Origin of the sequence: Hamadaea sp. NPDC051192, assembly GCF_040682475.1 — a bacterium.
Lineage (GTDB): Bacteria > Actinomycetota > Actinomycetes > Mycobacteriales > Micromonosporaceae > Hamadaea > Hamadaea flava.
The window spans coordinates 23,998-43,746 of the sequence record NZ_JBFBAZ010000049.1 but is presented as its reverse complement, the minus strand read 5'-3'; the positions used below and the strand labels follow the sequence as shown (position 1 = coordinate 43,746).

Genomic DNA, 19,749 nt, shown 5'->3' with positions numbered 1-19,749 from the left:
ACGCTAGATCGGCCTCCGCGAGACGATCTATGGGACGCAGTCCTGAAAACTTAAGCGATCGTCTCGTGAGAGAGTGTGCCCGTGGACGTGCTCAGCGACGTGATCAGCGTGATGCGAACGGGCCGGCCCCGGTCGGCGCAGGTGACCTGGCACGCGCCGTGGGCGCAGCGGTTCGCCGGAGTGCCGGGCTCGGCCGGGTTCCAGATCATCCTGAGCGGGCCGTGCACGCTGGTCGAGCCCGGGCCGGTGGCGCTCGCTCCCGGTGACGTCCTGCTCGTGCCGCACGGGCGCGGGCTCACCCTCGCCGACAACGCGTCGACGCCGGTGACCGTGCCCGAGTGCGAACCCACCGGGCCGCCCGGTCAGCGCGGCGCCGTCGCGGTGGTGGGCGAGCCGAGTGGTCCGGGCGGTCCGGCGACGGTGACGCTGTGCGGGGCGTACGAGCTGGATCGGGCGCTGACGCATCCGTTCCTGCTGAGCCTGCCGGAGCTGATCCATCTGCCGGCGCACCTCGGCCGCCACCCCGAGCTGCGTACGGTGGTCGACCTGCTGGCGGCCGAGCTGGCCGCGCCCCGGCTCGGCGGCGACGCGGCGGTCCGGGCCCTGCTGGACACGTTGCTGCTGCTCATCCTGCGCAGCTGGGTCGACGACGCCGCGCCGGACACCCGGACCGGCTGGGCGGCCGCGTTGCGCGATCCCGCGACGGTGGCCGCGCTCGACGCCGTCCATCGTGATCCGGCCCGGCCGTGGACGGTCGCCACGCTGGCCGCCGAGGCCGGGCTGTCCCGGGCGCCGTTCGCCCGCCGGTTCGCCGAACTGACCGGTCGGCCGCCGCTGGCGTACCTGACGTGGTGGCGGATGACGCTGGCGGCCCGGCTGCTGCGGCAGACCGACGCCCCGCTGCACGCGATCGCCCGCCGGGTCGGCTACGGCTCCGAATACGCCTTCACTGCCGCGTTCAAGCGCCAGTACGCGCTGCCGCCGGGCCGGTACCGCCGATCGGGTTAGCCGAAGATCCGCGCCCGGTACGCGCTGCCGCCGGGCCGGTACGGCCGATCGGGTCAGCCGAAGATCCGGGCGCGGTCGAGGACGCAGACCGCTTCGGTGCGGTCCTCCACCGCGGCGTCGCGTTCGTAACGGAAGCCGGCTTTGAGCAGCGCCCGGATCGACTGCTCGTTGCCCGTGTCGGGGGAGGCGAGCACGCGCGCCGCGTCGGGGACCACGTCCCGGGCGTACGCCCAGATCGCCTGCGGGCCGACGCCGCGCCCGACCAGGGCGGGATCGCCGATGAGGTAGTCGATCGCGACGGCGTCCGGTTCGCCCACGGCCTGCGCGTACGCCGGATAGTCGGCGGTCCGGTAGTGCTGGAAGATCCCGGCCGGGACGTCGTCGACGAGCAGCACCTGGACGCGTACCGGGCTGTTGCCGTCGACGCGGGGGCCGTACTTGCGCTCGATCGTGGCCAGGTCCTCGGGCCGGTGCCGCCACCAGTGTGCGACGTGGGGTTCGGCGAGCCAGCCGAGCAGGGCTGGGAAGTCCGCCCGGTCCAGCGGCCGGAACGCCAGCCGCGGCAGCGGTACGCCCGACCCGCGCCGGAAGTTGTCGGCGACCGATTCCGGGGCGAGCCGGGCGAGCGCGGCATCCCGCGAAAGCCATTCGAAGCGGTCGTGCTCGGGGTCGATCATGACGACGGCGGCGGCCGGGTCGACCTCGGCGGCGAACACCGCCCAGCCGCCGGACAGGTCGACCGGGCGCAGGTCCAGGCCTTGCAGCCCGGCTTCCTCGGCGAGTTCCCGGGCCGCACCGGTCAGCACCGGCTCGCCCGGATGCCGGGCGCCGGACGGTGACGTCCACGCCCAGTCGCCCTCGTAGTCGGGGCCTTCGTGCGTCCGGTGCAGCAGCAGGAACTCCAGCCCGTCCGGCCCGGGGCGGCGGACCACCACGCCGGCGCCGCGCGGGTTGTCGGGCGCGATCGGCAGCCCATCCCAGGTGGTTTCGAGTTCCGGGTCCGCTGTCAGGTCCGAGTCTGTGAGGATGTCGGTCACGATTTCCGGGTCGGCTGCCGCTTCCGCCTTTTCGGTCACCCGACGACCCTACCGGTCGGTGCATCTGTGACGGGCTCCGCGCCGATACGATTCGATCATGGGGATCGACCCGGGTCTGAGCGGTGTGCCGGAGACCGCGCTGTGGACGCTCTATCACCGCGTACGCGAGGCCCGGCGGCCGGACACCGTGCTGCCCGACCCGATGGCGGTGCATCTGATCGAGCAGTTCGACTATCCGTTCGAGGCTCGTTTCGGGGTGGGCTTCCCGGTGCAGCCGCAGATCATGGCGCTGCGGGCGCGGACCTTCGACGACGAGGTGCGCCGGTTCCTCGGCCTGCATCCGGGCGGGCAGGTCGTCGCGCTGGGGGAGGGACTGGAGACGACCTATTGGCGGGTCGGCGACCCGCAGGTCCGCTGGCTGAGCGTCGACCTGCCGCCGATGGTGGAGCTGCGGCGCCGGCTGTTGCCGCAGGAGGACCGGCAGCGGCTGTGGGCCGGGTCGGCGCTGGACGGGGCGTGGCTGGACGAGGTGGACCCGGCGCAGGGCATCCTCGTGACCGCGCAGGGTCTGATGATGTACCTCCGGCCCGAGGAGGCGGAGGGGCTGCTCGTCACCGTCGCGGAGCGGTTCCCCGGCGGACGGATGATCTTCGACGCGATCACCCCGGCGATCGATCAGCAGGTCGTCCGGCACATACGCGGCCGAAGCGCGTTCGAGCCGCCGCCGTTGCACTGGTTCGTCGGCCCACAGGACCTGCCCCGGCTGCGGGCGCTGTCGCCGGCCATCTCCGACGTACGCGAGGTGCAGCCGCGGGTCGGCCGGGGTCTGGCGGGCTGGCTGGCGCCCCGGTTGAAGCGGATTCCCGGCCTGAGCCGCCGCCGGCCGATGATCATCGTGGTTGACTTCTAAGCATGCCTGCCGACAAGGGCTTGACCCTCACGTAACGGGAGGCGGCACTGTGGTCTCCGAAAGGAGGGAAGCCATGAGCCTCACCGTGGGACAGGTCGCCGAGCTGGCCGGAGTCACCGTACGCACGCTGCACCACTACGACGAGATCGGGCTGCTGACGCCCGGCGGCCGCACGAGCGCCGGATACCGCCGCTACGACGACGCCGACCTGGATCGGCTGCAGCAGATCCTGCTCTATCGGGAACTCGGGTTCTCCCTGGAGGAGATCGCCGTCATCCTCGACGACCCGGACGCGGACGCGCGCGAGCACCTGCGCCGCCAGCACCGGTTGCTGACCGGCCGGATCGCCCGGTTGCGGGAGATGGTGGCGGCGGTCGAATACGTATTGGAGGCACAGAAGGTGGGCATCGACCTCACGCCCGAGGAGAAGTTCGAGGTGTTCGGGGACTTCGACCCCGACCAGTACGCCGCCGAGGCCGAGCAGCGCTGGGGCGGCACCGACGCGTACGCCGAGTCGGCGCGCCGGACCCAGCGGTACACCAAGGAGGACTGGCTGCGCATCCAGCAGGAGACGGCGGATCTGCTCGAGCGCTGGATCGCCGCGTACGACGCGGGGGTGCCGGCCGACAGCGAGGCGGGCATGGCGCTGGCGGAGGAGCACCGGCAGCAGCTGTCGAAGTTCTTCTACGACTGCACGTTCGAGATCCACACCGGGCTGGCCGAGATGTACCTGGCCGACGAGCGGTTCACCCGCAACTACGATCAGCACCGGCCTGGCCTGGCCCAGTACGTGCACGACACCATCGTGGCGAACGCGATCACGCGCGCTTGACGGCCCTCGGCGTGCGCCGGAGTTCACTCATCTCGCATGCATTGAGCAATTGATGTATTTATTGCTAGCGTGTCCGGAGTGCCGTCTGCACGCACGAGGGGGTCGTGATGACCATCGCCGACCGTACGCCTGTCGAATTCCCGTTCGCCGCGCCGCCATCCCTCTACCACCCCGCACCGGAGCTGGGTGAGCTGCGGGAGGAGTGCCCGGTCGCCCCGGTCGTCTTCCCGGACGGGGCGACCGCCTGGCTCGTCACCCGGCATACCGACGTCCGCCAGGTGCTCACCGATCCGCGGTTCTCCCGCGCGCACGCCGTCGCGGGCGAGGTCGAGACGGGACTCGGCCGGCTGGCCAGCGAGTCCATCCTCGGCCTGGATCCGCCGGAGCACACGCGACTGCGGCGGCTGGTCGCCGGCGCGTTCACCGCCCGCCGCGTCGAGCAGCTGCGGCCGCGGGTGACGGCGATCGTCGACGATCTGCTCCTCGCGCTGCGGAAGCAGCCGCAGCCGGCCGACCTCGTCGCGGGCTTCAGCCTGGCGCTGCCCGTACGCGTCATCTGCGACCTGCTCGGCGTGCCGGAGTCCGACCAGCACCGGTTCCACGGCTGGTCCGACGCGGCGATGGGCGACCGCACCCGCGATCCGCGGATCATGATGGCCGCGTTCGCGAGCCTGCAGGGCTACCTGACCGAACTCATCGCGGAGAAGCGGGCGCATCCGGCCGACGATCTCATGACGGCGCTCATCGACGCTCGCGACAACGCCGACCGGCTGTCCGAGGCCGAACTGGTCAACCTCGGGGTGTCGCTGCTCATCGGCGGCCACGAGACCACCGCCAATCAGATCGTGATGATCCTGCTGACCCTGCGGGCGCATCCCGACCAGTGGGCGGCGCTGCGGGCCGACCCGTCGCGAGTGCCCGCCGCGATCGAGGAGCTGATGCGGTTCACCCAGCTCGGCGCGGGTGCGGGCGGCATCGCCCGGGTCACCACCGAGCCGGTCGAACTGTCCGGCGTCACCATCCCGGCCGGACAGGCCGTGCTCCCGGCGCTCGCCTCGGCCAACCGCGATCCGCGTGCCTTCGCCGATCCGGACACCCTCGACCTGCACCGCGGCGACTCGCACGGACACCTCGGATTCGGCGCCGGCGTACATCATTGCCTGGGCGCGCAGCTGGCCCGGATGGAGCTGCAGGAGGCGCTTGCGGGCATCCTGCGCACCCTGCCCGGGTTCGCGATCGACCTCGACGACGCCGACATCGCGTTCAAGCCGACGATGATCCTGCGTTCGGTCGCGTCGCTGCCGGTGCGCTGGGACGAATCCTGACATGGACCCGGCCCCGCGGTGGACCGTCACAGTGGACCGGTCACGGTGCATCGGCTCGGCCATGTGCGTCGGCGTCGCCGGCGACCGGTTCGCTCTCGACGGCGACGCCCGGTCGGCCCCGCTCGTGTCGCCCGTCGAGGCGGACGAGCGGGTGCGGGACGCGGCGGCGAACTGCCCGATGGAGGCCATCGAGCTGCGCGACGCGACGACGGGCGAGCTGATCGACCCCTACGCCTGACCCGTCCTCGGGTAGCCTGCGGCGAGTGATCGACACCTACTCCCTGCCGTCCGGCCCGCCCGACATCATGCCCGAGGGCATCGCGAGCCACGGGGACGTCTTCTACGTGTCCAGCGCGCGGCACGGCACGATCTTCCGGGGCCACGTCGGCGAAGCCACGCTGCAGGTCTGGCAACCAGCCGGCGCCGACGGGCGTACCCAGGCACTCGGGCTCACCGTCGACCCGCTCGGGCGGCTGCTGGTGTGCGGCTGGGAGACCGGCCACCTGTTCGCGTACGACACGGCCACGGGCGAACTCTCCGCGCGGGTCACGGTCGACGCCGAGGTCACCGGCCTCAACGACGTCTGCGTCCAGGACGGGTACGCCTATGTGACCGACTCGAAGCGGCCGGTGGTCTGGCGGCTGGCCGTCGACGGCGAGGTGGGACCGGCCGAGGAGTTCCTCGACCTCGGCGCGTTCGGCGCGCCCGATCCGGCGGACTGCTTCCTCAACGGCATCGTGGCCGGCCCCGCGCCCGGCACCCTGATCGTCTGCGATCAGGCCGAGGAGGTGCTGTGGCGAGTGGACACCGTCACGGCCACCGCCGAACGGGTGGATCTCGGGGGAGTCCACGTCGCCGGGGACGGCCTGGTCTGGGTCGGCGACGTCCTGTACGCCTGCGACAACTCCGAGGAGGACGGTGGCATCCGCATGTGGCTGACCGCGCTGACGTTGTCCGCCGACGGGCGTACGGGGAAGGTCGTCGAGCGCTGGGAGCGGCCGGTGGCGGACACTCCGACCACGGCGGCGTACCTCGACGGGCGGCTGTTCCTGGTGAACTCGCAGATGTTCGCCGAGCGTAGCGGCCATCCAGTCGGCCACCCGTTCACGGTCAGCGCGCTGATCCCACCGCACAGCTAATGTCCTAGGACGCCTTACAGGGAGTGGCGCATGCTGCCCAACGGGGAACATCGGATCACCGTCAACGACGTCGAGCACTGGATCCGGGTCGAGGGGAGTGAGGCTCCGGGCGAGCCGGTCGTCTTCATCCACGGCGGGCCCGGTGCGAACGCCTTCCTGCTGGAGCAGACGGTCGGCCCGCACCTGGCGGTGTCGCATCCGGTCGTCTATTACGACCAGCGCGGTTGCGGCCGGTCCGGTCCCGCGCTGGGCTACTCGATGGAGGCCTTGGTCGCCGATCTGGACGGGCTGATCGGCGCGCTCGACCTGAACGCGGTCACCCTCGCCGGCTTCTCGTTCGGCGGCCAGGTCGCCGCCGAGTACGCGGTGCGCCATCCGGCCTCGGTGCGCCGGCTGATCCTGGTCGCCCCGCCGATCCTGGGCCCGCTGCGGTGGGACAACCGCCTCGCCGGGCTGGACGCGGTCGCGGATCCGTCGTTCCGCCGGGTCCTGCGGGAGTCGGCGCCGTCGCTGGAGTTCACCTTGGGGCGGCCGTCTTTCGGCTCGCTGCGCCACCTGTGGGCGGCGATGGACGCCCGGACCGGTGCGCGGTTCTCGCTCCACGATCCCGACATCCAGCGTCCGCCGGGCCTGCCGGAGGGGGAGGGGCTCGCGTCCAACGCGGAGTTCGCTGACGCCGTGCTGGCGGAGCAGCGGCCGGGTTCCCTGCTCGACGACCTGGCTGCGCTGGACGTGCCTACGCTGGTCATCGTCGGGCTCTACGACCGTACCGTCGGTGTGGACGCCTGCCGGGACATCGTGGACCGCATGGCGAACGCCCGGCTGGCGCTCCTGTTACGCAGCGGGCACGCGCCGATCGAGGAACCCGAGGCGTACGCCGCCGCGATGACCGCATTTCTAGTGTCCTAGGACGGCCTACGCGGTGTGAGCGTTGGGGGACTTATTCAGCAGGAGCGCCTTCGGCGCACCGACTCAAAGGGGTCGCCCTTGTCGATCTTGAATTCGACGCATCGGTTCGTCGTCACCGAAAACGTGCTGGTCAAGCAGTACGCCTCGTGGGATCGGGGCGAACACGTACGCGAGTGGACGGTGCTGTCGGCGTTGGCCGCGTCGGTGCCGGATCTGGTGCCGCAGGTGATCGAGTCCGGTCTGGACGCCGATCCGCCGTGGCTGGCGATGACCGTGCTACCGGGCGAGCCGTTGTCGGGGCGCCTCGACAACGCACGCCTGGACGCGCTCGAGGTGGCGTTGCGCCGGTTGTGGTCGGCGCCGGTGGGATCGTTGCCGCCGCGGCGGTTCGATCCGGCGTACTGCTGTGCTGAGGTGCGCCGCCGGTTGGCGGAGTCGGCCCGGCCGGCGGGGGTCGCCGGGGATGCGTTCGACGTCGCGCTCGGCCTGGCGCCGCTGCCGTCGTCGGCCGCTGGGCAGGTCGTCGGGCACGGCGATCCGAATCTGGCGAACTACCTGTGGGACGGCGTACGCGTCCGGGTGGTCGACTTCGAGGACGCGGGCTCGTCGGATGTGGCGTACGAGCTGGGGACTTTGGTGGAGCATCTGTCGGCCCGGGAGCTGGACGCGGACGTGTTCTGCGCGCGGTTCGCGGATCTGGGGGTGGATGCGGGCCGGTTGCGGTTGGCGCGGTTGTGGTGGGCCGCGTTCTGGCTGCATCTGTTGTTGCCGGGTGGGCCGGCGGCGCGTCGGAATCCGCCGGGGACGCTGGAGGTTCAGGCGGTGCGGCTGCTGTCGCTCATGGGTTGAGTGGTTACGCGCGCGTGGTACGCCCGCGCCGCGACCACGATCTGTTCGGGTGTGTGGTCGAGCCCGTCGAGGTCGATGGTGGTTCGCCCGCCGTCGCTTTGTTCGTATTCGAGTTGGAGGTCGGCGGTGGGCGCATTCGGTCGGGGTCCTTTGAGGTAGAGGCCGGTGATGTCGGTCCAGGGTGTCGGCTTGCCGTAGAGCGTGTGGATTCCGGCTTCGGTGAGGCGCAGGAAGGGTCTTCTGCGGACGGGGAGCAGCAGAGCCCAGATGAGGGCCGTCGCAGCGGGGAGCAGTGGTGTGGTGATGAGGCTGCGGGGCAGGTCGCCGGCGTCGGGTGGGGTGGGTAGGTCGAGCCAGGTGATCTGTGCGGGGGCGATCACTGCGATGGCGACGGCGAAGAGTGTGATGCCGGTGAGTGTGATGGGCCAGGTGCGCCGGACGGCCAGTGGTCTCGGGGCGGGGACTGGTGTGGTGCGGAGGATGGCGCGGAGGTTGGTGATTTCGGCGTGGGCGGGTATGCCGGTGAGCCATCGGTCGAGTGGCAGCCGCAGGCGGAGCTGGTTGGTGGCGGCGGCGTACGCGGCGGCGCCGAGGAAGCCGAGGAGTACCGGTATCCATCGGCGGCCGGTGACCTCGAATCCGTGGAAGTAGTGCCCGACGAGCCAGCTGCCGAAGAAGAGTGTCAGACCGATGCGGCCGACGATGCGGTTGATCTGGTGGTGGCGGGTGCGGTCGCGGCGGGCGGCGGTGATGATGGCGACGGCGACTGCGGGGTCGGGGTGGGCTTCGCCGTGTTCGGCGAGCCGGAGCGCTTCGGCCCGGGTGGCGGCGGGGAGTGTCGCCCAGGCCTCCGCGTCCGCGGTGGGTGGCATGGGCAGACGGTAGCGGGTCAGCGCAATTCGCGGCGGATGACGAGTTTGAGTCCGGACCAGGTGTCGTCGATCGCGGCGACTTTGACGTCTACCAGGCCGGTGGGTAGGGCGATGTCGCGTACGGCGTCTTCGGTGAGGTCGGTGGGCGCGGCGAGGCCTTTTTTGACGGCGGTTTGTTTGGGCCAGCAGACCCAGAAGGCGGCGTCGGGGGTCATCGCTGTGCGTACGCGTGGGAGTGCTTGGAGCAGTGTGGCGCGGCTGGTGGTGAACAGGAGGATGACGTCGTGGGGGCCGCGCAGGGTGGTGTGGGCGGTGACGCCGAGGTCGAGGGTGAGGCCGGCGGGTTGGTGGAGGACGGCGAGGCGGGTGGTGGGGGTGATGCCGAGTTTGCGGGGCAGGGGAGTGCCGGAGTAGCCGCTCATGGTCGGGGCACCGTGCTTCCCATCATGCCGGTGAAGGTTAAACGAAGTTCCGCCTGATGTTTGTCCAATGTGTCCTGGAACGCCACGCTGGCGCCGGGTCAGACGCTGTCCGGTGTCGGGTTCAACGCCACCTGGGACGACTACACCAACGCGGACCCGCCGAACTTCAGCCTGAACAACCGGCGCTGCTCACGGGTCTGACCCGGACTGCCTGGACGCCGCGCGGGGCACGGCCCGCGCGGCGCCTCCGGCTCACACCGTCAAGATCAATTTCCCGGTGGTACGCCGTCCTTCGAGATCTTCGTGGGCACGTCGGGCCTCCGCGAGCGGGTACCGCTGCGACACCTGGATCCGCAGCTGCCCGCCGGCGATCCAGCCGAACAGGTCGTGCGCCCGGCCCAGCAGCTCGTCACGGTCGGCGACGTAATGGCCCAGCGTCGGCCGGGTGACGAACAGGGAGCCGAGACCGGACAGCCGCTGCAGGTCGAACGGCGGCACCGGGCCGCTGGCCGCCCCGAACAGGGCGATCAACGCCCGGGGGCGTACGCATTGCAGGTCGCCCTCGAACGTGGACGCACCGACCCCGTCGTAGACGACGTCCACCCCCCGGCCACCGGTCAGCTCCTTGACCTGCTCGGGGAACGGCGTGCGGTCATAGCGGATCACCTCGTCCGCGCCGGCCTCCCGGGCGAGTTTCTCCTTCTCCTCGGTGGACACCGTGCCGATGACCCGCCCACCCCGCAGCTTGATCAACTGGGTCAGCAGCAGGCCCATGCCACCGGCGGCGGCGTGCACCAGCACCTGGTCGCCTTCGCGGACCGCGTACGTGGACCGGGTCAGGTAGTGCGCGGTCAGGCCCTGCAGCATCGCCGCGGCGGCCAGATCGAAGTCCACCCCGGACGGCACGTGGACCAGCGCCCGCTCGGGCACCACGGCCAGTTCGGCGTAGCTGCCGGGCACCGAGCACCAGGCGACCCGGTCGCCGACGGCCACCTGGGTCACCCCGTCGCCGACCTCGACCACGACGCCGGCCCCTTCCGACCCGGGCACCAGCGGCAACGGCAGCGGATAGCGGCCTTCCCGGTGGTAGACGTCGATGAAGTTCACCCCGGACGCGGCCACCTTGACCAGCGCCTGCCCGGGGCCTGGCCGGGGGTCGGGCCGTTCGGCGTAGGTCAGGACCTCGGGACCGCCGGTGGCGTCGACGACAATCGCATGCATGCCCTCACCCTAGTGCGGGCGGCGGTCGCCGGTCCCGGGTCAGGCCAGCCCGGGCAGATACGGCGGCAGCGCGGCCCCCGGCGCGAGCCGCTGATACTGCGGCGAGTCGACGAACCGGGCCAGCACATATCCCGACGCCAAGGTGAACGCCCGCCCGGACAGGATCTCGTCACCGGGCAGGAACACCTTGTGCACCCGGGTCGGCTCAGGCAGCTCACCGGCGGGGGAGATCTCGACGACCTGCGCCACATCCTCCGGCGTGGCCGGCGTGCGCCCGCAGAACGCGACGGTCAGCACCGGATGGCCGGGGGCGAACCCGGACCAGAACAGCTCCAGATCACCGTCGACCGGCACATGCGCGACCTGCCCGGCGACCCGTACGCCCGCCGAGGCCGGGCTCTCCCCGGCCTCGACGCGCGCGTGCGGCAGACTCCACCGGTTGGGCCGGTCGGATGCCTGGTCGTCGTGCAGGTGCACGAGGATGCGGCCCTGGAAGTCGACCAGCGCCACCAGCGCGATGCGGGCTGTCATAGGTCCAGTCTGCCTCCCCGGATCAAGCCGCGCCGCCCCTGCCGTGTGGTCAGCCCATCCGGTCTCATCGGCTCAGCATCTTGTCGGGGTCGGGGCTGATCTTGCTCAGCGGGCCGGTCAGCCCATCCAGTTCATTTTGTCGGGGTCGGGGCCGATCCGGCCGTTCGCGTCGAGGCCGTCGATCGCGGCCATGTCGGCCGCGGACAGCTCGAAGCCGAACACGTCGAGGTTCTCGGCGATCCGTGCGGGCGTCACCGACTTGGGGATGACGATGTTGCCCAGTTGCAGGTGCCAGCGCAGCACCACCTGGGCCGGCGTACGCCCGAGCGCGTCGGCGATCTTGGCCAGCGCCGGGTCGTCGAGCAGCCCCTTGCCCTGCCCGAGGGGGCTCCACGCCTCGGTTTCGATGCCGTGCTCGGTGTGGTACGCCCGCAGCGCCGCCTGGTTGAACCGCGGATGCAGCTCGACCTGGTTCACGGCCGGGACGACACCGCTGTCGTCGATGATCCGCGTGAGGTTCGCCTGGGTGAAGTTGGAGACCCCGATCGCCCGTACGCGCTTGGCCTCGTACAGCTCGACCAGGGCACGCCACGCCTCGGCGTACTTGTCCTGGCGGGGCACCGGCCAGTGGATCAGGTAGAGGTCCAGATAGTCCAGGCCGAGCTTGCGCAGGCTGGTATCGAACGCCCGCAGCACCTTGTCGTGGTCGTGCTCGTCGTTCCACAGTTTCGTGGTGATGAACAGTTCGTCGCGCGGGATCCCGGACTCGGCGATCGCCCGGCCCACACCTTCCTCGTTGAAGTACAGCTTGGCGGTGTCGACGCTGCGGTAGCCGGCCCGCAGCGCGGTGGCGACCGCGTCGTGCGCCTGGTCGTCCGGGACCTGCCAGACGCCGAAACCGAGCTGCGGCATGACGACGCCGTTGTTCAACGTGACTGTCTGCATGCCCCCGATGATTCCACTTGCCAAGCATCGGCAACCGGACAACGCTGCGGAGTGTGACGCTCATCCGCGCGTACGCCGCCGGCACCGACGCCGAAGCCGTGGCCGGGCTGGTCGGCGAGATCTGGCAACGGCCGGTGCCCACGCAGGACATCCTCGAACAGGACCGGACCGCACCGGCCGGGCGGATCGCCGCGTACCTGGTCGCCGAAGCCGGCGGCGTCGTCGCGTACGGCAACGCGATCCGCGAACCGGCCAACCCGGACGGCCTGTTCCAGGTCGACGTCGTGGTGACCGCCGCCCACCGCCGCCACGGCATCGGCTCCCAGCTGCTGGCCGGGGTCGAGCGGTTCGCCGTCGAGCACGGCGCGACCCGGCTCGGCGGGGTCGTCCCCGGTGTCGCCGAGGACGCCGGCACGGCCTTCGCGACCGTCACGGATACGCGATAGTGCGTCGTGCGTACCACTCGTATCTGAACGTGGCCGACGTGGACCCGCGGCTGCTCGACCAGCCCGACCCGCCGGGTGTCCTGGTGACCACCCTGGCCGCGCTGGGCGACGACGAGCCGGCCCGGCGCACGCTGTGGGACGTGCATGAGCGGACCGTGCCGGACATGCCGGGATCGCGCACCGCGGTCCGGCGGCCGTACGCGGGGTTCGAGCATGCGGTGTTGAGCCGGCGGTCGTTCCGCGCGGACGGGGCGTTCCTCGCGTTCGCCGGCGGCGAGGCGGTGGGACTGGCGATCGTGTCGTCCCAGCCGGAGGCCGGCACGATGAACCACAACTTCACCGGCGTGCTGCCGCAGTGGCGCGGCCGGGGCGTCGCGTCAGCGCTGAAACGCGCCACGATCCGGTACGCCCGCGACCTGGGCGTGGCGACCCTGCGCGCGGGCAACGACGCGGAGAACGCGCCGATGCTGGCGATCAACGCCCGATACGGCTACCAGCGCCGCGGCGGCCACCTGCGCATCGAGAAGACCCTCTAGCCCGCGTCGGGTCAGCGAGCCGGGTCGGGCACGGCCGGCAGGGCGCCGGCGGGGTCGGGGAGGACCGCGTCGAGCAGGCCGGGGAAGCGTTCGGCGACCTCGCCGGCGCGCAGCCGGACGAACTTGCTGGTGCCTTCGCGGCGGGTGGTGGTCAGGCCGGCCTCGCGGAGCACCTTCAGGTGGTGTGAGCGGGTGGCCTTGGGCATGTCCGGGAACAGGTGGCCGCACGCGTACTCGTGGCCGCCGGACAAGGCCTGCACGATCTGCAGGCGCACCGGGTCGGACAGGGCGAACAGCACGGCGGTGACCGGCACCTCGGTCAGGGCCGGCTCGTCGGGGTGCACGGCGGAAGTCACGTGATCGTCCTCACCACGTCGATGGTTCGACTTTTCTCGAACAAGATCCTAGGCTCAGCTTGTTCGGTTCTTCTCGAACAATACCTGGCTTGGAAGGGGAACCGCCATGGGCCGCGCCGCCGCCCTCACCTCCGTACTCATCTGGGGCGTCCAGTTCAGCGTGCTCGCCGCCGCGCTGCGGCAGCTGGACGCGTACCACTTCAGCAGCCTGCGGTTCGTCCTCGGGGCGCTGGTCATCGCCATCGTCCTGGTGTGGCGGGAAGGCCGCGCCGCGCTGCGCTTCGACGGGCGGCTGCTCGCCGCCACCGGTTACGGCGCGGCCGGGTTCGCCGCGTTCAGCATCCTGCTCATCGTCGCGCTCGGCTACACGTCCCCGCAGAACGTGGCCCTGGTGGCGGCCACCTCGCCGATCCTCACCCAGTTGCTGCGCTGGGCATTGGACGGCGTACGCCCGCACCCGGCGATCCTCGCCCTGGCCGTGGTCGCCCTCTTCGGGCTGGCCCTGGTCATCACGAAGGGACACCTCGCCGGGTTCGGTGCGTTCGGCTTCGGCGACCTGATGGCGCTGGGCGCCGCGCTCGGCTGGTCGATCTTCACCTACGGCGCGGGCAAGTTCCCCAGCTGGAGCCCGCTGCGCTACACCACCCTGACGATGATCGGCGGCGCGGCGGTGACCCTCGCCGTGACCGTGCTGGCCGACGTCACCGGCCTGGCGCACCTGCCCACCCTGACCGCGGTGTGGGCGGTCACCCCGCACCTGGTGTACGTGGCCGTGATCGGCTCGGTCGTCGCCGCCCTGGTCTGGACGGTCGCCGTCCGCTCGCTGGGCGCCACGACGGCGGTGCTGTTCATGAACCTGGTCCCGATCATCGCGCTGCTCGTGGCGGTGACCACCGGCGCGCGGCTGGGCGGGGTGGAACTGCTGGGCGCGGCCGTCACCGTCGCCGCCCTGCTCGGCGCGGCCGCCGTCCACCGGCGGGCGACCGCTCCGGCCCGCGCCGCGGCCCAGCAGATCCCGGTACGCTCCGAAGCATGATCACCCCAGGTTTGTCCTTCGGCTCGGCCGCCCGGCTCTACGACACGATCCGGCCCACCTACCCGCTGACGGCGATCACCTGGGCGCTCGGCGCTCCCGGCGATCGGCCGTCACGGGTGCTGGACCTGGGGGCGGGCACCGGGCTGTTGTCCGCCGCGCTGCGAGCGGCCGGGCACGAGGTGGTGGCCGTCGAGCCGGACGACCAGATGCGGGCGGTGGCCGCCACCCGGCTGCCGGAGACCGAGGTGCTCGCCGGGTCCGCCGAGGACATCCCGCAGCCGGACGCCTCCGTCGACGCGGTCCTCGTCGGGCAGGCGTACCACTGGTTCACGCCCGAGCGGGCGCTGCCGGAGATCCGCCGAGTGCTCCGCGACGAAGGGGTGTTCGCTCCGATGTGGAACATCCGTGACGACCGTACGCCGTGGGTGGCGGCGTTCTCCGGGATCGTCGGCCACGAAGGCTGGGGCCTGGTCGACGGCTGGCAGTACGGCCCGGTCGAACCCTGGTTCACCGACCTCGAACTGGGCATGTTCGAACACACCGTGGCGATCCCACCGGCGGCGCTGGTCGACCTTGCCCGGTCCCGCTCCTACTACCTGACCGCCGACGCCGGCGAACAGGCCCGGCTGACGCAGGAACTGACCACGTTGGCGGGTACGCACCCGGACCTGGCCGGGCGGGACGCCGTCGACATGCCGTACCGGACGTGCGTGTACCGGATGCGCCCCGCCTGACGGTCCGTTCACCGGCGACGGGCTGCCCCGATCGGCTGGCGGCGGGACTTCCGGAGGCTCAGCTACGTATCCGGACCGGCGATACGTCGCTCCGCCTCCGGAAGTCGGAAGATCACGCCCCCGGCGGCCCACGCGGCGGCGGCTCGCCGATAAGGCGGTTCGATTCGAACGGCTGGGCGGGACGGGCGGCCGCTCCACGCCGGTGCCGGTGGCGCCGGGCCCAGCGAGCGGTCGCTCGTCTGACTCGGGCTAGCGCTCCGCCCGGGCGAAGGGTTGCTCAGCTGCCGCTCCGCCCGGCGATCAGCTGGCGAGAGTGAGTACTTCGGCGCCGGGTAGTTCGGCGAGGAGCTTGCCGGGCACGAGGAGCTTGCCGCGACGCCGGCCACTGCCGATGACGACCCACGGCGTACTCGCGACGGCGGCGTCGACCAGCAGCGGCCAGGTTGCGGGCAGGCCGATCGGGGTGATGCCGCCGTACTCCATCCCGGTCTGCGCCACCGCGTCGTCCATCGGCGCGAACGACGCCTTGCGCGCGTCGAGCCGTTTGCGGATCACCCCGTTGACGTCGGCCCGGGTGCTGGCCAGCACGACGCACGCCGCCACCGTGGTGTTCTCACCACGCCGTCCGGCCACCACGACGCAGTTCGCCGACTGCTCCGGCGGCACCGCGTACACCTCGCCGAAGACGGCGGTGTCGGCGTTGGCCGGGTCGGTGTCGACCACCAGCACCGACGCGGCGTGCTCCCAGCCGGACAGGGCGGCGGCCACCGGCGGGGCGAGCAGATCGGGGCGCTCGGCCGCGGGCCAGGCCGCGTCGAATCGGCCGATGGGCGTGTCAGTCATCCCGCCAGCATACGAACGACGGCCCGCCCCGCTTCGCTCACACACCCGCCCGCCAACCCTTCGCCACCGTGCGGCGGCCCGGGCCGTTTGATGCGGCGACCCGGGCCGTTGATCATGGGGTTTCCGGTGTCGACACACCGCCGACACCACCGTTAACTCCATGATCAACGGGAGGGGGAGGGGTGGGGGGCGCGTAGGCTGGCGGCCGATGGCGACCTGTCTGTTCTGCGAGATCGCCGCCGGTCGGCAACCGGCGGCCGTGGTGTACGCCGACGAGCTGGTGACGGCGTTCCTCGACGTCCGCCCGTTGTTCCCCGGGCACGTGCTGGTGGTGCCGAAGGAGCACATCGCGGTGCTGGCCGATCTGCCCGCGCCCGCCGTCGGCCCGTACTTCGAACAGGTGCAGCGGATCGCGGTCGCGGTGCAGTCGGCGATGGGCGCGCAGGGCAGCTTCGTGGCGGTCAACAACGTGGTCTCCCAGAGCGTTCCGCATCTGCACACCCATGTCGTGCCGCGTACCAAGGGCGACGGGTTGCGCGGGTTCTTCTGGCCGCGCACCAAGTACGCCTCGCCGCAGGAGGCCGACGACGTCGCGGCCAAAATCCGCGCGGCCCTCTAAGCGGGGCATCTCAAGAGAGTCGCCGCTAGGACGGCTCGGGAGCGTTGCGGTAGACGGTCGAGCTGCGGCGTACGGTCATCCCGGCGCGTTCGTAGACGCCGAGCGCCCCCGTGTCGGAGTGCGTCCACACGACGCAGGACCGCCGCCCGGCCGCGTGGTACGCGGCGAAGCAGGCCCGCAGCAGCGCCTGGGCCAACCCCCGGCCCCGATGGTCGGCGCGGACGGCGAGCCGTTCGATGTAGCCGTCGGCGATGCCGGGCAGGTCCAGCGCGAGCAGTACGCCGACCAGCTGCCCGCCGTCGGTGGCGATGACCGACCGCGCCGGGTCGAACGCGTCCCGGCCGACGGTCAGCATCGCCCATTCCTCGTAGGACTTGCGCCGCTGCTGCCATTCGTCGAAGGCGTCTTCGAGCACCACGTACGCGTCCTGCTCGTCGCCGGGCTGGAACGGTCGCAAGGTGATCCCGCCGGGGGCGTCCACCACTGGCGGCTCGTCGAACGCGATCGCGAGCTGCCAGGAGGTCACCATGGGCGTCCAGCCGTGCGAGCGCAGCAACCCGGTGGCGGCGTGGTCGCCGTCGGGGACGGTCTGGCTGATCACGGCCGAGCCCGCGCGGTGTTCGATCCAGTTCAGCAGCCCTGTCCCGATGCCCCGGCCGCGATGTGCGGGGTGGACGTCGGCGTCGCTGCGGCGGTTCATCCACGCCCAGGCGGCGACCGTGCCGTCCGGGGCGGTCACCAGCACCGTGTCGGTGGCCGGGTCGAGCCCGGGCCGGCCCAGCACCGCCCGGATCTCGTCGGCGTCGCTTTCGGCGTACCCGTGCAGTCGCTGATCGCAGGTCTGGACCAGCGCGTGCAGCGCGCTGACGTCGGCGGTCTGGACGGGACGGGCGGTGTAGCCGGCCGGAAGGACAAGATCAGTCACCGGCCGAGTCTAGGCGGCCGTCAGCCGGGTGAGGCGGCCGCGACCCGCAACCAGAAGTCCACGTCGGACGGGCCGTGGTGGCGGATCGCCCAGTCGACGAGCCGCAGGCTCATGTGCGCCCAGTACGCCCGCAGCCGGTCCGGGGCGAGCCCGGCCAGCCGTTCGTCGAGCACGGGCAGCAGCGCCGGGTTGCGCAACGCCACATCGAAACGCAGTGTCACCAGGTCCAGCGCACGGTCGCCGCGCCCGGCGCCGTCCCAGTCCACGACGCCGGTGAGCGTCCCGTCGCCGAACAACGTGTTACCGGGATGGAAATCGAGGTGCACCAGGTCGTCGCCGTCGGCTACGTCGCGGTCCTCCCCAGCCTCGCGTACGCGGCGCAGCAGCGCCTGGGTCCGCCCGTCGTAGGCCGCGAGGGTTTCGTGGACGCAGAACCCGGGACCGCTGCGCCGCAGGAACAACTCCAGCGGTGCGTCCTCACTCCCGGCTCGAGCGTTCAGGCCGGCAGTGCCGCTGTGGGCCGGCCTTCCGTCCTCACTCCCGGCTCGAGCGTTCAGGCCGGCAGTGCCGCTGTGGGCCGGCCTTCCGTCCTCACTCCCGGCTCGAGCGTTCAGGCCGGCCGGTAGCAGCCCGGCGAACCGGTCGTGGACGGCGAGCAGCTGCCCGAGCACGTCAGCGTCCAACCTCGCCGGTGGCATGCCGGGCAGCAGCTCCTGCACGACGTATGGGCCAGCGCACAGCAGATAGCCGGGGGCGAGGATCCCGGCGGCTCGGGCGACCGCGATCAGCGGGGCGGCGGCGGCCCGGCCGCTGGTCAGCACCGACCGGGTGCCGTCGGGCCACCGCACATACGCCGCACCGACCTCGCCGCCCGCACACGGGCCGTCGTAGCGCAGCCGGACGCCGGTGCGTTCGGCGATCACGTCGATCGCCGCGTACGGGTCGAGGCGGGGCACCGGGTCGGTCACGGCGCGAAGCCTAACGCTAGGCCCGGCGGCGGGTGAAGCGGATAATCCGGGCATGGACCTCAGCGCGTTCTACGGCGTCGTGTCGGGCATCAACTTCACGCTGCTCGGCCTGTGGTGGGTGGCGGTCCGGGAGCGGCCCGAGGTCGGCGTCGGCACGGCCGCCGGGCGGCGGATGGCGTACCTGGTCGCGTTGCAGTTCCTGATCCCGGGCACGATGGCGTTGCTGTCACAGGTCGCGCCGGGCGAACCGGGGCTGTGGCGGGCGTCGTTCACGATCGCCGGGCTGGCCGGCGCGTACGGCAGCGTGCTGCTGGGCCGGTCGCTGACCCGGGTCCCCGGCCAGGGGTTGGTGGCCGGGCTGATCCGGTGGGGCTCGGGCCTGCTGTATCTGGCGGTCGCGGTGCTCGCCGCGATACCGGGGCTGACCTCCGGCTGGACGCTGTCGCCGTTGCAGGTCGAGGCGGTGCTGCTGTGCCTGCTGGTGTTCCTCGGCGTGCACGCCGCCTGGGTCGTGGCGATGGTCCCCAAGGAAACATGAGCGACTTGCGGTAGGCTCCGCCGCCGTGAGCCTCACCGATCTCTGGGACCGTTTCACCGCCATCCAGCCGCCCCCGGCGTCCGGCCTGATCCTGGCGACCGCGGTCGCGGCGCTCGCGGCGGTGCTGATCCCCGCGGTGTGGCGGCTGGCCCGGAACCTGATCACGATCACCCACGAAGGCGGGCACGCGCTCGTCGCGGTGCTGACCGGCCGGCAGCTGCGCGGCATCCGGCTGCACTCGGACACCTCCGGGCTGACCCTGGCCCGCGGCAAGCCCCGGGGTCTCGGGATGATCCTCACCTTGTCGGCCGGCTACCTGATGCCGTCGCTGCTGGGCCTGGCGGCCGCCGCGGTGCTCGCGACCGGCCGGGTCACGCTGTTGCTGTGGACGGCACTGATCCTGCTGTTCCTGGTGCTGCTGGTCATCCGCAACTGGTTCGGGCTGCTGTCGGTGACCGTCACCGGCGCGGTCGTGTTCGCGGTGTCCTACTACGCCGCCGAGCAGACCCAGGCGGCGATCACCTATGTGGCGGTGTGGTTCCTGCTGATCGGCGGCGTGAAACCGGTGCTGGAACTGCGGGGCCGCCGCCGTCGCGGTGGCACCGGCTCGGACCCCGACCAGCTGGCCCGCATCACCGGCGTGCCGGCCGGGCTGTGGATCGCCGTGTTCACGCTGGCGAACCTCGCCTGCCTCGCCTACGGCGGTTATCTTCTCGTACAAGACCGGGTTATGTAGACGCCGGGTTTC

Annotated in this window: 26 protein-coding genes; 16 read left to right on the top strand and 10 right to left on the bottom strand. The window is 71.7% G+C overall.

Going from position 1 to position 19,749, the window contains the following annotated elements; genetic code table 11:
* Positions 1 to 81: 81 nt before the first annotated feature.
* On the top strand, positions 82 to 1,008 hold the full coding sequence (locus tag AB0M47_RS21660; protein WP_363416478.1) for an AraC family transcriptional regulator: 927 nt from the start codon (positions 82 to 84) through the stop codon (positions 1,006 to 1,008).
* Positions 1,009 to 1,061: 53 nt separating this feature from the next.
* Here AB0M47_RS21660 and AB0M47_RS21655 read toward each other — a convergent pair whose 3' ends face one another.
* A complete protein-coding gene (locus tag AB0M47_RS21655) occupies positions 1,062 to 2,084 on the bottom strand; it encodes a GNAT family N-acetyltransferase (protein WP_363416475.1) in 1,023 nt (340 codons plus the stop codon).
* A gap of 58 nt (positions 2,085 to 2,142) precedes the next feature.
* On the opposite strand from AB0M47_RS21655, the gene AB0M47_RS21650 reads away from it, so the two are divergent.
* From AB0M47_RS21650 to AB0M47_RS21620, 7 genes are all read left to right on the top strand, one after another.
* Complete coding sequence (locus AB0M47_RS21650) at positions 2,143 to 2,955, top strand: class I SAM-dependent methyltransferase (protein WP_363416473.1); 813 nt, start codon at positions 2,143 to 2,145, stop codon at positions 2,953 to 2,955.
* Between the two features lie 73 nt (positions 2,956 to 3,028).
* Entirely contained in the window at positions 3,029 to 3,787 is a 759-nt protein-coding gene (locus AB0M47_RS21645; RefSeq protein WP_363416470.1) for a MerR family transcriptional regulator, read from the top strand.
* A 107-nt stretch (positions 3,788 to 3,894) separates the two neighbouring features.
* Complete coding sequence (locus AB0M47_RS21640) at positions 3,895 to 5,112, top strand: cytochrome P450 (RefSeq protein ID WP_363416467.1); 1,218 nt, start codon at positions 3,895 to 3,897, stop codon at positions 5,110 to 5,112.
* Position 5,113: 1 nt separating this feature from the next.
* Positions 5,114 to 5,350 carry a ferredoxin gene (locus AB0M47_RS21635; RefSeq protein WP_363416464.1) on the top strand — a complete coding sequence of 79 codons (237 nt, stop codon included), beginning with the start codon at positions 5,114 to 5,116 and terminating at the stop codon, positions 5,348 to 5,350.
* 25 nt (positions 5,351 to 5,375) lie between these two features.
* The gene (locus tag AB0M47_RS21630; protein WP_363416461.1) at positions 5,376 to 6,251 is read left to right on the top strand and encodes a hypothetical protein; all 876 of its coding nucleotides are present in this window, start codon (positions 5,376 to 5,378) and stop codon (positions 6,249 to 6,251) included.
* A 30-nt stretch (positions 6,252 to 6,281) separates the two neighbouring features.
* Positions 6,282 to 7,160 (top strand): alpha/beta hydrolase, encoded by an 879-nt coding sequence (locus AB0M47_RS21625; protein ID WP_363416458.1) that lies wholly within the window; start codon positions 6,282 to 6,284, stop codon positions 7,158 to 7,160.
* 78 nt (positions 7,161 to 7,238) lie between these two features.
* Positions 7,239 to 8,009: a phosphotransferase gene (locus AB0M47_RS21620; RefSeq protein WP_363416455.1), complete on the top strand. Its 771-nt coding sequence runs from the start codon at positions 7,239 to 7,241 to the stop codon at positions 8,007 to 8,009.
* On the opposite strand, the gene AB0M47_RS21615 is transcribed toward AB0M47_RS21620, so the two are convergent.
* Positions 7,976 to 8,881 (bottom strand): hypothetical protein, encoded by a 906-nt coding sequence (locus tag AB0M47_RS21615; protein ID WP_363416452.1) that lies wholly within the window; start codon positions 8,879 to 8,881, stop codon positions 7,976 to 7,978. The genes AB0M47_RS21620 and AB0M47_RS21615 overlap by 34 nt on opposite strands.
* A 17-nt stretch (positions 8,882 to 8,898) precedes the next feature.
* The gene (locus tag AB0M47_RS21610; RefSeq protein WP_363416449.1) at positions 8,899 to 9,303 is read right to left on the bottom strand and encodes a DUF3052 domain-containing protein; all 405 of its coding nucleotides are present in this window, start codon (positions 9,301 to 9,303) and stop codon (positions 8,899 to 8,901) included.
* A 69-nt stretch (positions 9,304 to 9,372) separates the two neighbouring features.
* Here AB0M47_RS21610 and AB0M47_RS21605 point away from each other — a divergent pair, with 69 nt between their 5' ends.
* On the top strand, positions 9,373 to 9,504 hold the full coding sequence (locus AB0M47_RS21605) for a hypothetical protein (protein ID WP_363416446.1): 132 nt from the start codon (positions 9,373 to 9,375) through the stop codon (positions 9,502 to 9,504).
* Positions 9,505 to 9,555: 51 nt separating this feature from the next.
* On the opposite strand, the gene AB0M47_RS21600 is transcribed toward AB0M47_RS21605, so the two are convergent.
* The 3 genes from AB0M47_RS21600 to AB0M47_RS21590 all read right to left on the bottom strand — a co-directional run bounded on the left by AB0M47_RS21600 (position 9,556) and on the right by AB0M47_RS21590 (position 12,000).
* Positions 9,556 to 10,524, bottom strand: a complete 969-nt coding sequence (locus tag AB0M47_RS21600) for a quinone oxidoreductase (RefSeq protein ID WP_363416444.1) — start codon at positions 10,522 to 10,524, stop codon at positions 9,556 to 9,558.
* A gap of 39 nt (positions 10,525 to 10,563) precedes the next feature.
* Positions 10,564 to 11,055: a hypothetical protein gene (locus AB0M47_RS21595; protein ID WP_363416441.1), complete on the bottom strand. Its 492-nt coding sequence runs from the start codon at positions 11,053 to 11,055 to the stop codon at positions 10,564 to 10,566.
* Positions 11,056 to 11,172: 117 nt separating this feature from the next.
* Positions 11,173 to 12,000 carry an aldo/keto reductase gene (locus AB0M47_RS21590; RefSeq protein WP_363416438.1) on the bottom strand — a complete coding sequence of 276 codons (828 nt, stop codon included), beginning with the start codon at positions 11,998 to 12,000 and terminating at the stop codon, positions 11,173 to 11,175.
* A gap of 53 nt (positions 12,001 to 12,053) precedes the next feature.
* Here AB0M47_RS21590 and AB0M47_RS21585 point away from each other — a divergent pair, with 53 nt between their 5' ends.
* Both AB0M47_RS21585 and AB0M47_RS21580 read left to right on the top strand, forming a co-directional pair.
* Positions 12,054 to 12,446 (top strand): GNAT family N-acetyltransferase, encoded by a 393-nt coding sequence (locus AB0M47_RS21585; RefSeq protein WP_363416435.1) that lies wholly within the window; start codon positions 12,054 to 12,056, stop codon positions 12,444 to 12,446.
* Entirely contained in the window at positions 12,446 to 12,982 is a 537-nt protein-coding gene (locus AB0M47_RS21580; protein WP_363416432.1) for a GNAT family N-acetyltransferase, read from the top strand. Before AB0M47_RS21585 ends, AB0M47_RS21580 begins: the two co-directional genes overlap by 1 nt.
* Before the next feature lie 11 nt (positions 12,983 to 12,993).
* On the opposite strand, the gene AB0M47_RS21575 is transcribed toward AB0M47_RS21580, so the two are convergent.
* Positions 12,994 to 13,338 (bottom strand): helix-turn-helix transcriptional regulator, encoded by a 345-nt coding sequence (locus AB0M47_RS21575; protein ID WP_363416429.1) that lies wholly within the window; start codon positions 13,336 to 13,338, stop codon positions 12,994 to 12,996.
* 106 nt (positions 13,339 to 13,444) lie between these two features.
* On the opposite strand from AB0M47_RS21575, the gene AB0M47_RS21570 reads away from it, so the two are divergent.
* Together AB0M47_RS21570 and AB0M47_RS21565 are read left to right on the top strand one after the other, a co-directional pair.
* Entirely contained in the window at positions 13,445 to 14,374 is a 930-nt protein-coding gene (locus tag AB0M47_RS21570; RefSeq protein WP_363416426.1) for a DMT family transporter, read from the top strand.
* Entirely contained in the window at positions 14,371 to 15,108 is a 738-nt protein-coding gene (locus tag AB0M47_RS21565; RefSeq protein ID WP_363416423.1) for a methyltransferase domain-containing protein, read from the top strand. The genes AB0M47_RS21570 and AB0M47_RS21565 overlap by 4 nt, the downstream gene beginning before the upstream one ends.
* Before the next feature lie 300 nt (positions 15,109 to 15,408).
* Here AB0M47_RS21565 and AB0M47_RS21560 read toward each other — a convergent pair whose 3' ends face one another.
* Entirely contained in the window at positions 15,409 to 15,951 is a 543-nt protein-coding gene (locus AB0M47_RS21560) for a YbaK/EbsC family protein (protein ID WP_363416421.1), read from the bottom strand.
* Positions 15,952 to 16,159: 208 nt separating this feature from the next.
* Here AB0M47_RS21560 and AB0M47_RS21555 point away from each other — a divergent pair, with 208 nt between their 5' ends.
* Positions 16,160 to 16,570 carry an HIT family protein gene (locus tag AB0M47_RS21555; RefSeq protein ID WP_363416418.1) on the top strand — a complete coding sequence of 137 codons (411 nt, stop codon included), beginning with the start codon at positions 16,160 to 16,162 and terminating at the stop codon, positions 16,568 to 16,570.
* A 25-nt stretch (positions 16,571 to 16,595) separates the two neighbouring features.
* Here AB0M47_RS21555 and AB0M47_RS21550 read toward each other — a convergent pair whose 3' ends face one another.
* Complete coding sequence (locus tag AB0M47_RS21550) at positions 16,596 to 17,495, bottom strand: GNAT family N-acetyltransferase (protein ID WP_363416415.1); 900 nt, start codon at positions 17,493 to 17,495, stop codon at positions 16,596 to 16,598.
* Positions 17,496 to 17,515: 20 nt separating this feature from the next.
* A complete protein-coding gene (locus AB0M47_RS21545; RefSeq protein WP_363416413.1) occupies positions 17,516 to 18,463 on the bottom strand; it encodes a phosphotransferase in 948 nt (315 codons plus the stop codon).
* Positions 18,464 to 18,515: 52 nt separating this feature from the next.
* Between AB0M47_RS21545 and AB0M47_RS21540 the strand changes: the two genes are divergently transcribed.
* Both AB0M47_RS21540 and AB0M47_RS21535 read left to right on the top strand, forming a co-directional pair.
* Complete coding sequence (locus tag AB0M47_RS21540; RefSeq protein WP_363416410.1) at positions 18,516 to 19,001, top strand: hypothetical protein; 486 nt, start codon at positions 18,516 to 18,518, stop codon at positions 18,999 to 19,001.
* A gap of 85 nt (positions 19,002 to 19,086) precedes the next feature.
* A complete protein-coding gene (locus AB0M47_RS21535) occupies positions 19,087 to 19,737 on the top strand; it encodes a M50 family metallopeptidase (protein ID WP_363416507.1) in 651 nt (216 codons plus the stop codon).
* Positions 19,738 to 19,749: the final 12 nt, after the last annotated feature.

Bases quoted from the DNA above. Each gene is read 5' to 3' on its own strand.
- AB0M47_RS21540 (WP_363416410.1), top strand. From the start codon at position 18,516: ATGGACCTCAGCGCGTTCTACGGCGTCGTGTCGGGCATCAACTTCACG.
- AB0M47_RS21625 (WP_363416458.1), top strand. From the start codon at position 6,282: ATGCTGCCCAACGGGGAACATCGGATCACCGTCAACGACGTCGAGCAC.
- AB0M47_RS21560 (WP_363416421.1), bottom strand. From the start codon at position 15,951: ATGACTGACACGCCCATCGGCCGATTCGACGCGGCCTGGCCCGCGGCC.
- AB0M47_RS21600 (WP_363416444.1), bottom strand. From the start codon at position 10,524: ATGCATGCGATTGTCGTCGACGCCACCGGCGGTCCCGAGGTCCTGACC.
- AB0M47_RS21590 (WP_363416438.1), bottom strand. From the start codon at position 12,000: ATGCAGACAGTCACGTTGAACAACGGCGTCGTCATGCCGCAGCTCGGT.
- AB0M47_RS21570 (WP_363416426.1), top strand. From the start codon at position 13,445: ATGGGCCGCGCCGCCGCCCTCACCTCCGTACTCATCTGGGGCGTCCAG.
- AB0M47_RS21615 (WP_363416452.1), bottom strand. From the start codon at position 8,881: ATGCCACCCACCGCGGACGCGGAGGCCTGGGCGACACTCCCCGCCGCC.
- AB0M47_RS21610 (WP_363416449.1), bottom strand. From the start codon at position 9,303: ATGAGCGGCTACTCCGGCACTCCCCTGCCCCGCAAACTCGGCATCACC.
- AB0M47_RS21645 (WP_363416470.1), top strand. From the start codon at position 3,029: ATGAGCCTCACCGTGGGACAGGTCGCCGAGCTGGCCGGAGTCACCGTA.
- AB0M47_RS21565 (WP_363416423.1), top strand. From the start codon at position 14,371: ATGATCACCCCAGGTTTGTCCTTCGGCTCGGCCGCCCGGCTCTACGAC.
- AB0M47_RS21595 (WP_363416441.1), bottom strand. From the start codon at position 11,055: ATGACAGCCCGCATCGCGCTGGTGGCGCTGGTCGACTTCCAGGGCCGC.
- AB0M47_RS21555 (WP_363416418.1), top strand. From the start codon at position 16,160: ATGGCGACCTGTCTGTTCTGCGAGATCGCCGCCGGTCGGCAACCGGCG.
- AB0M47_RS21640 (WP_363416467.1), top strand. From the start codon at position 3,895: ATGACCATCGCCGACCGTACGCCTGTCGAATTCCCGTTCGCCGCGCCG.
- AB0M47_RS21635 (WP_363416464.1), top strand. From the start codon at position 5,114: ATGGACCCGGCCCCGCGGTGGACCGTCACAGTGGACCGGTCACGGTGC.
- AB0M47_RS21650 (WP_363416473.1), top strand. From the start codon at position 2,143: ATGGGGATCGACCCGGGTCTGAGCGGTGTGCCGGAGACCGCGCTGTGG.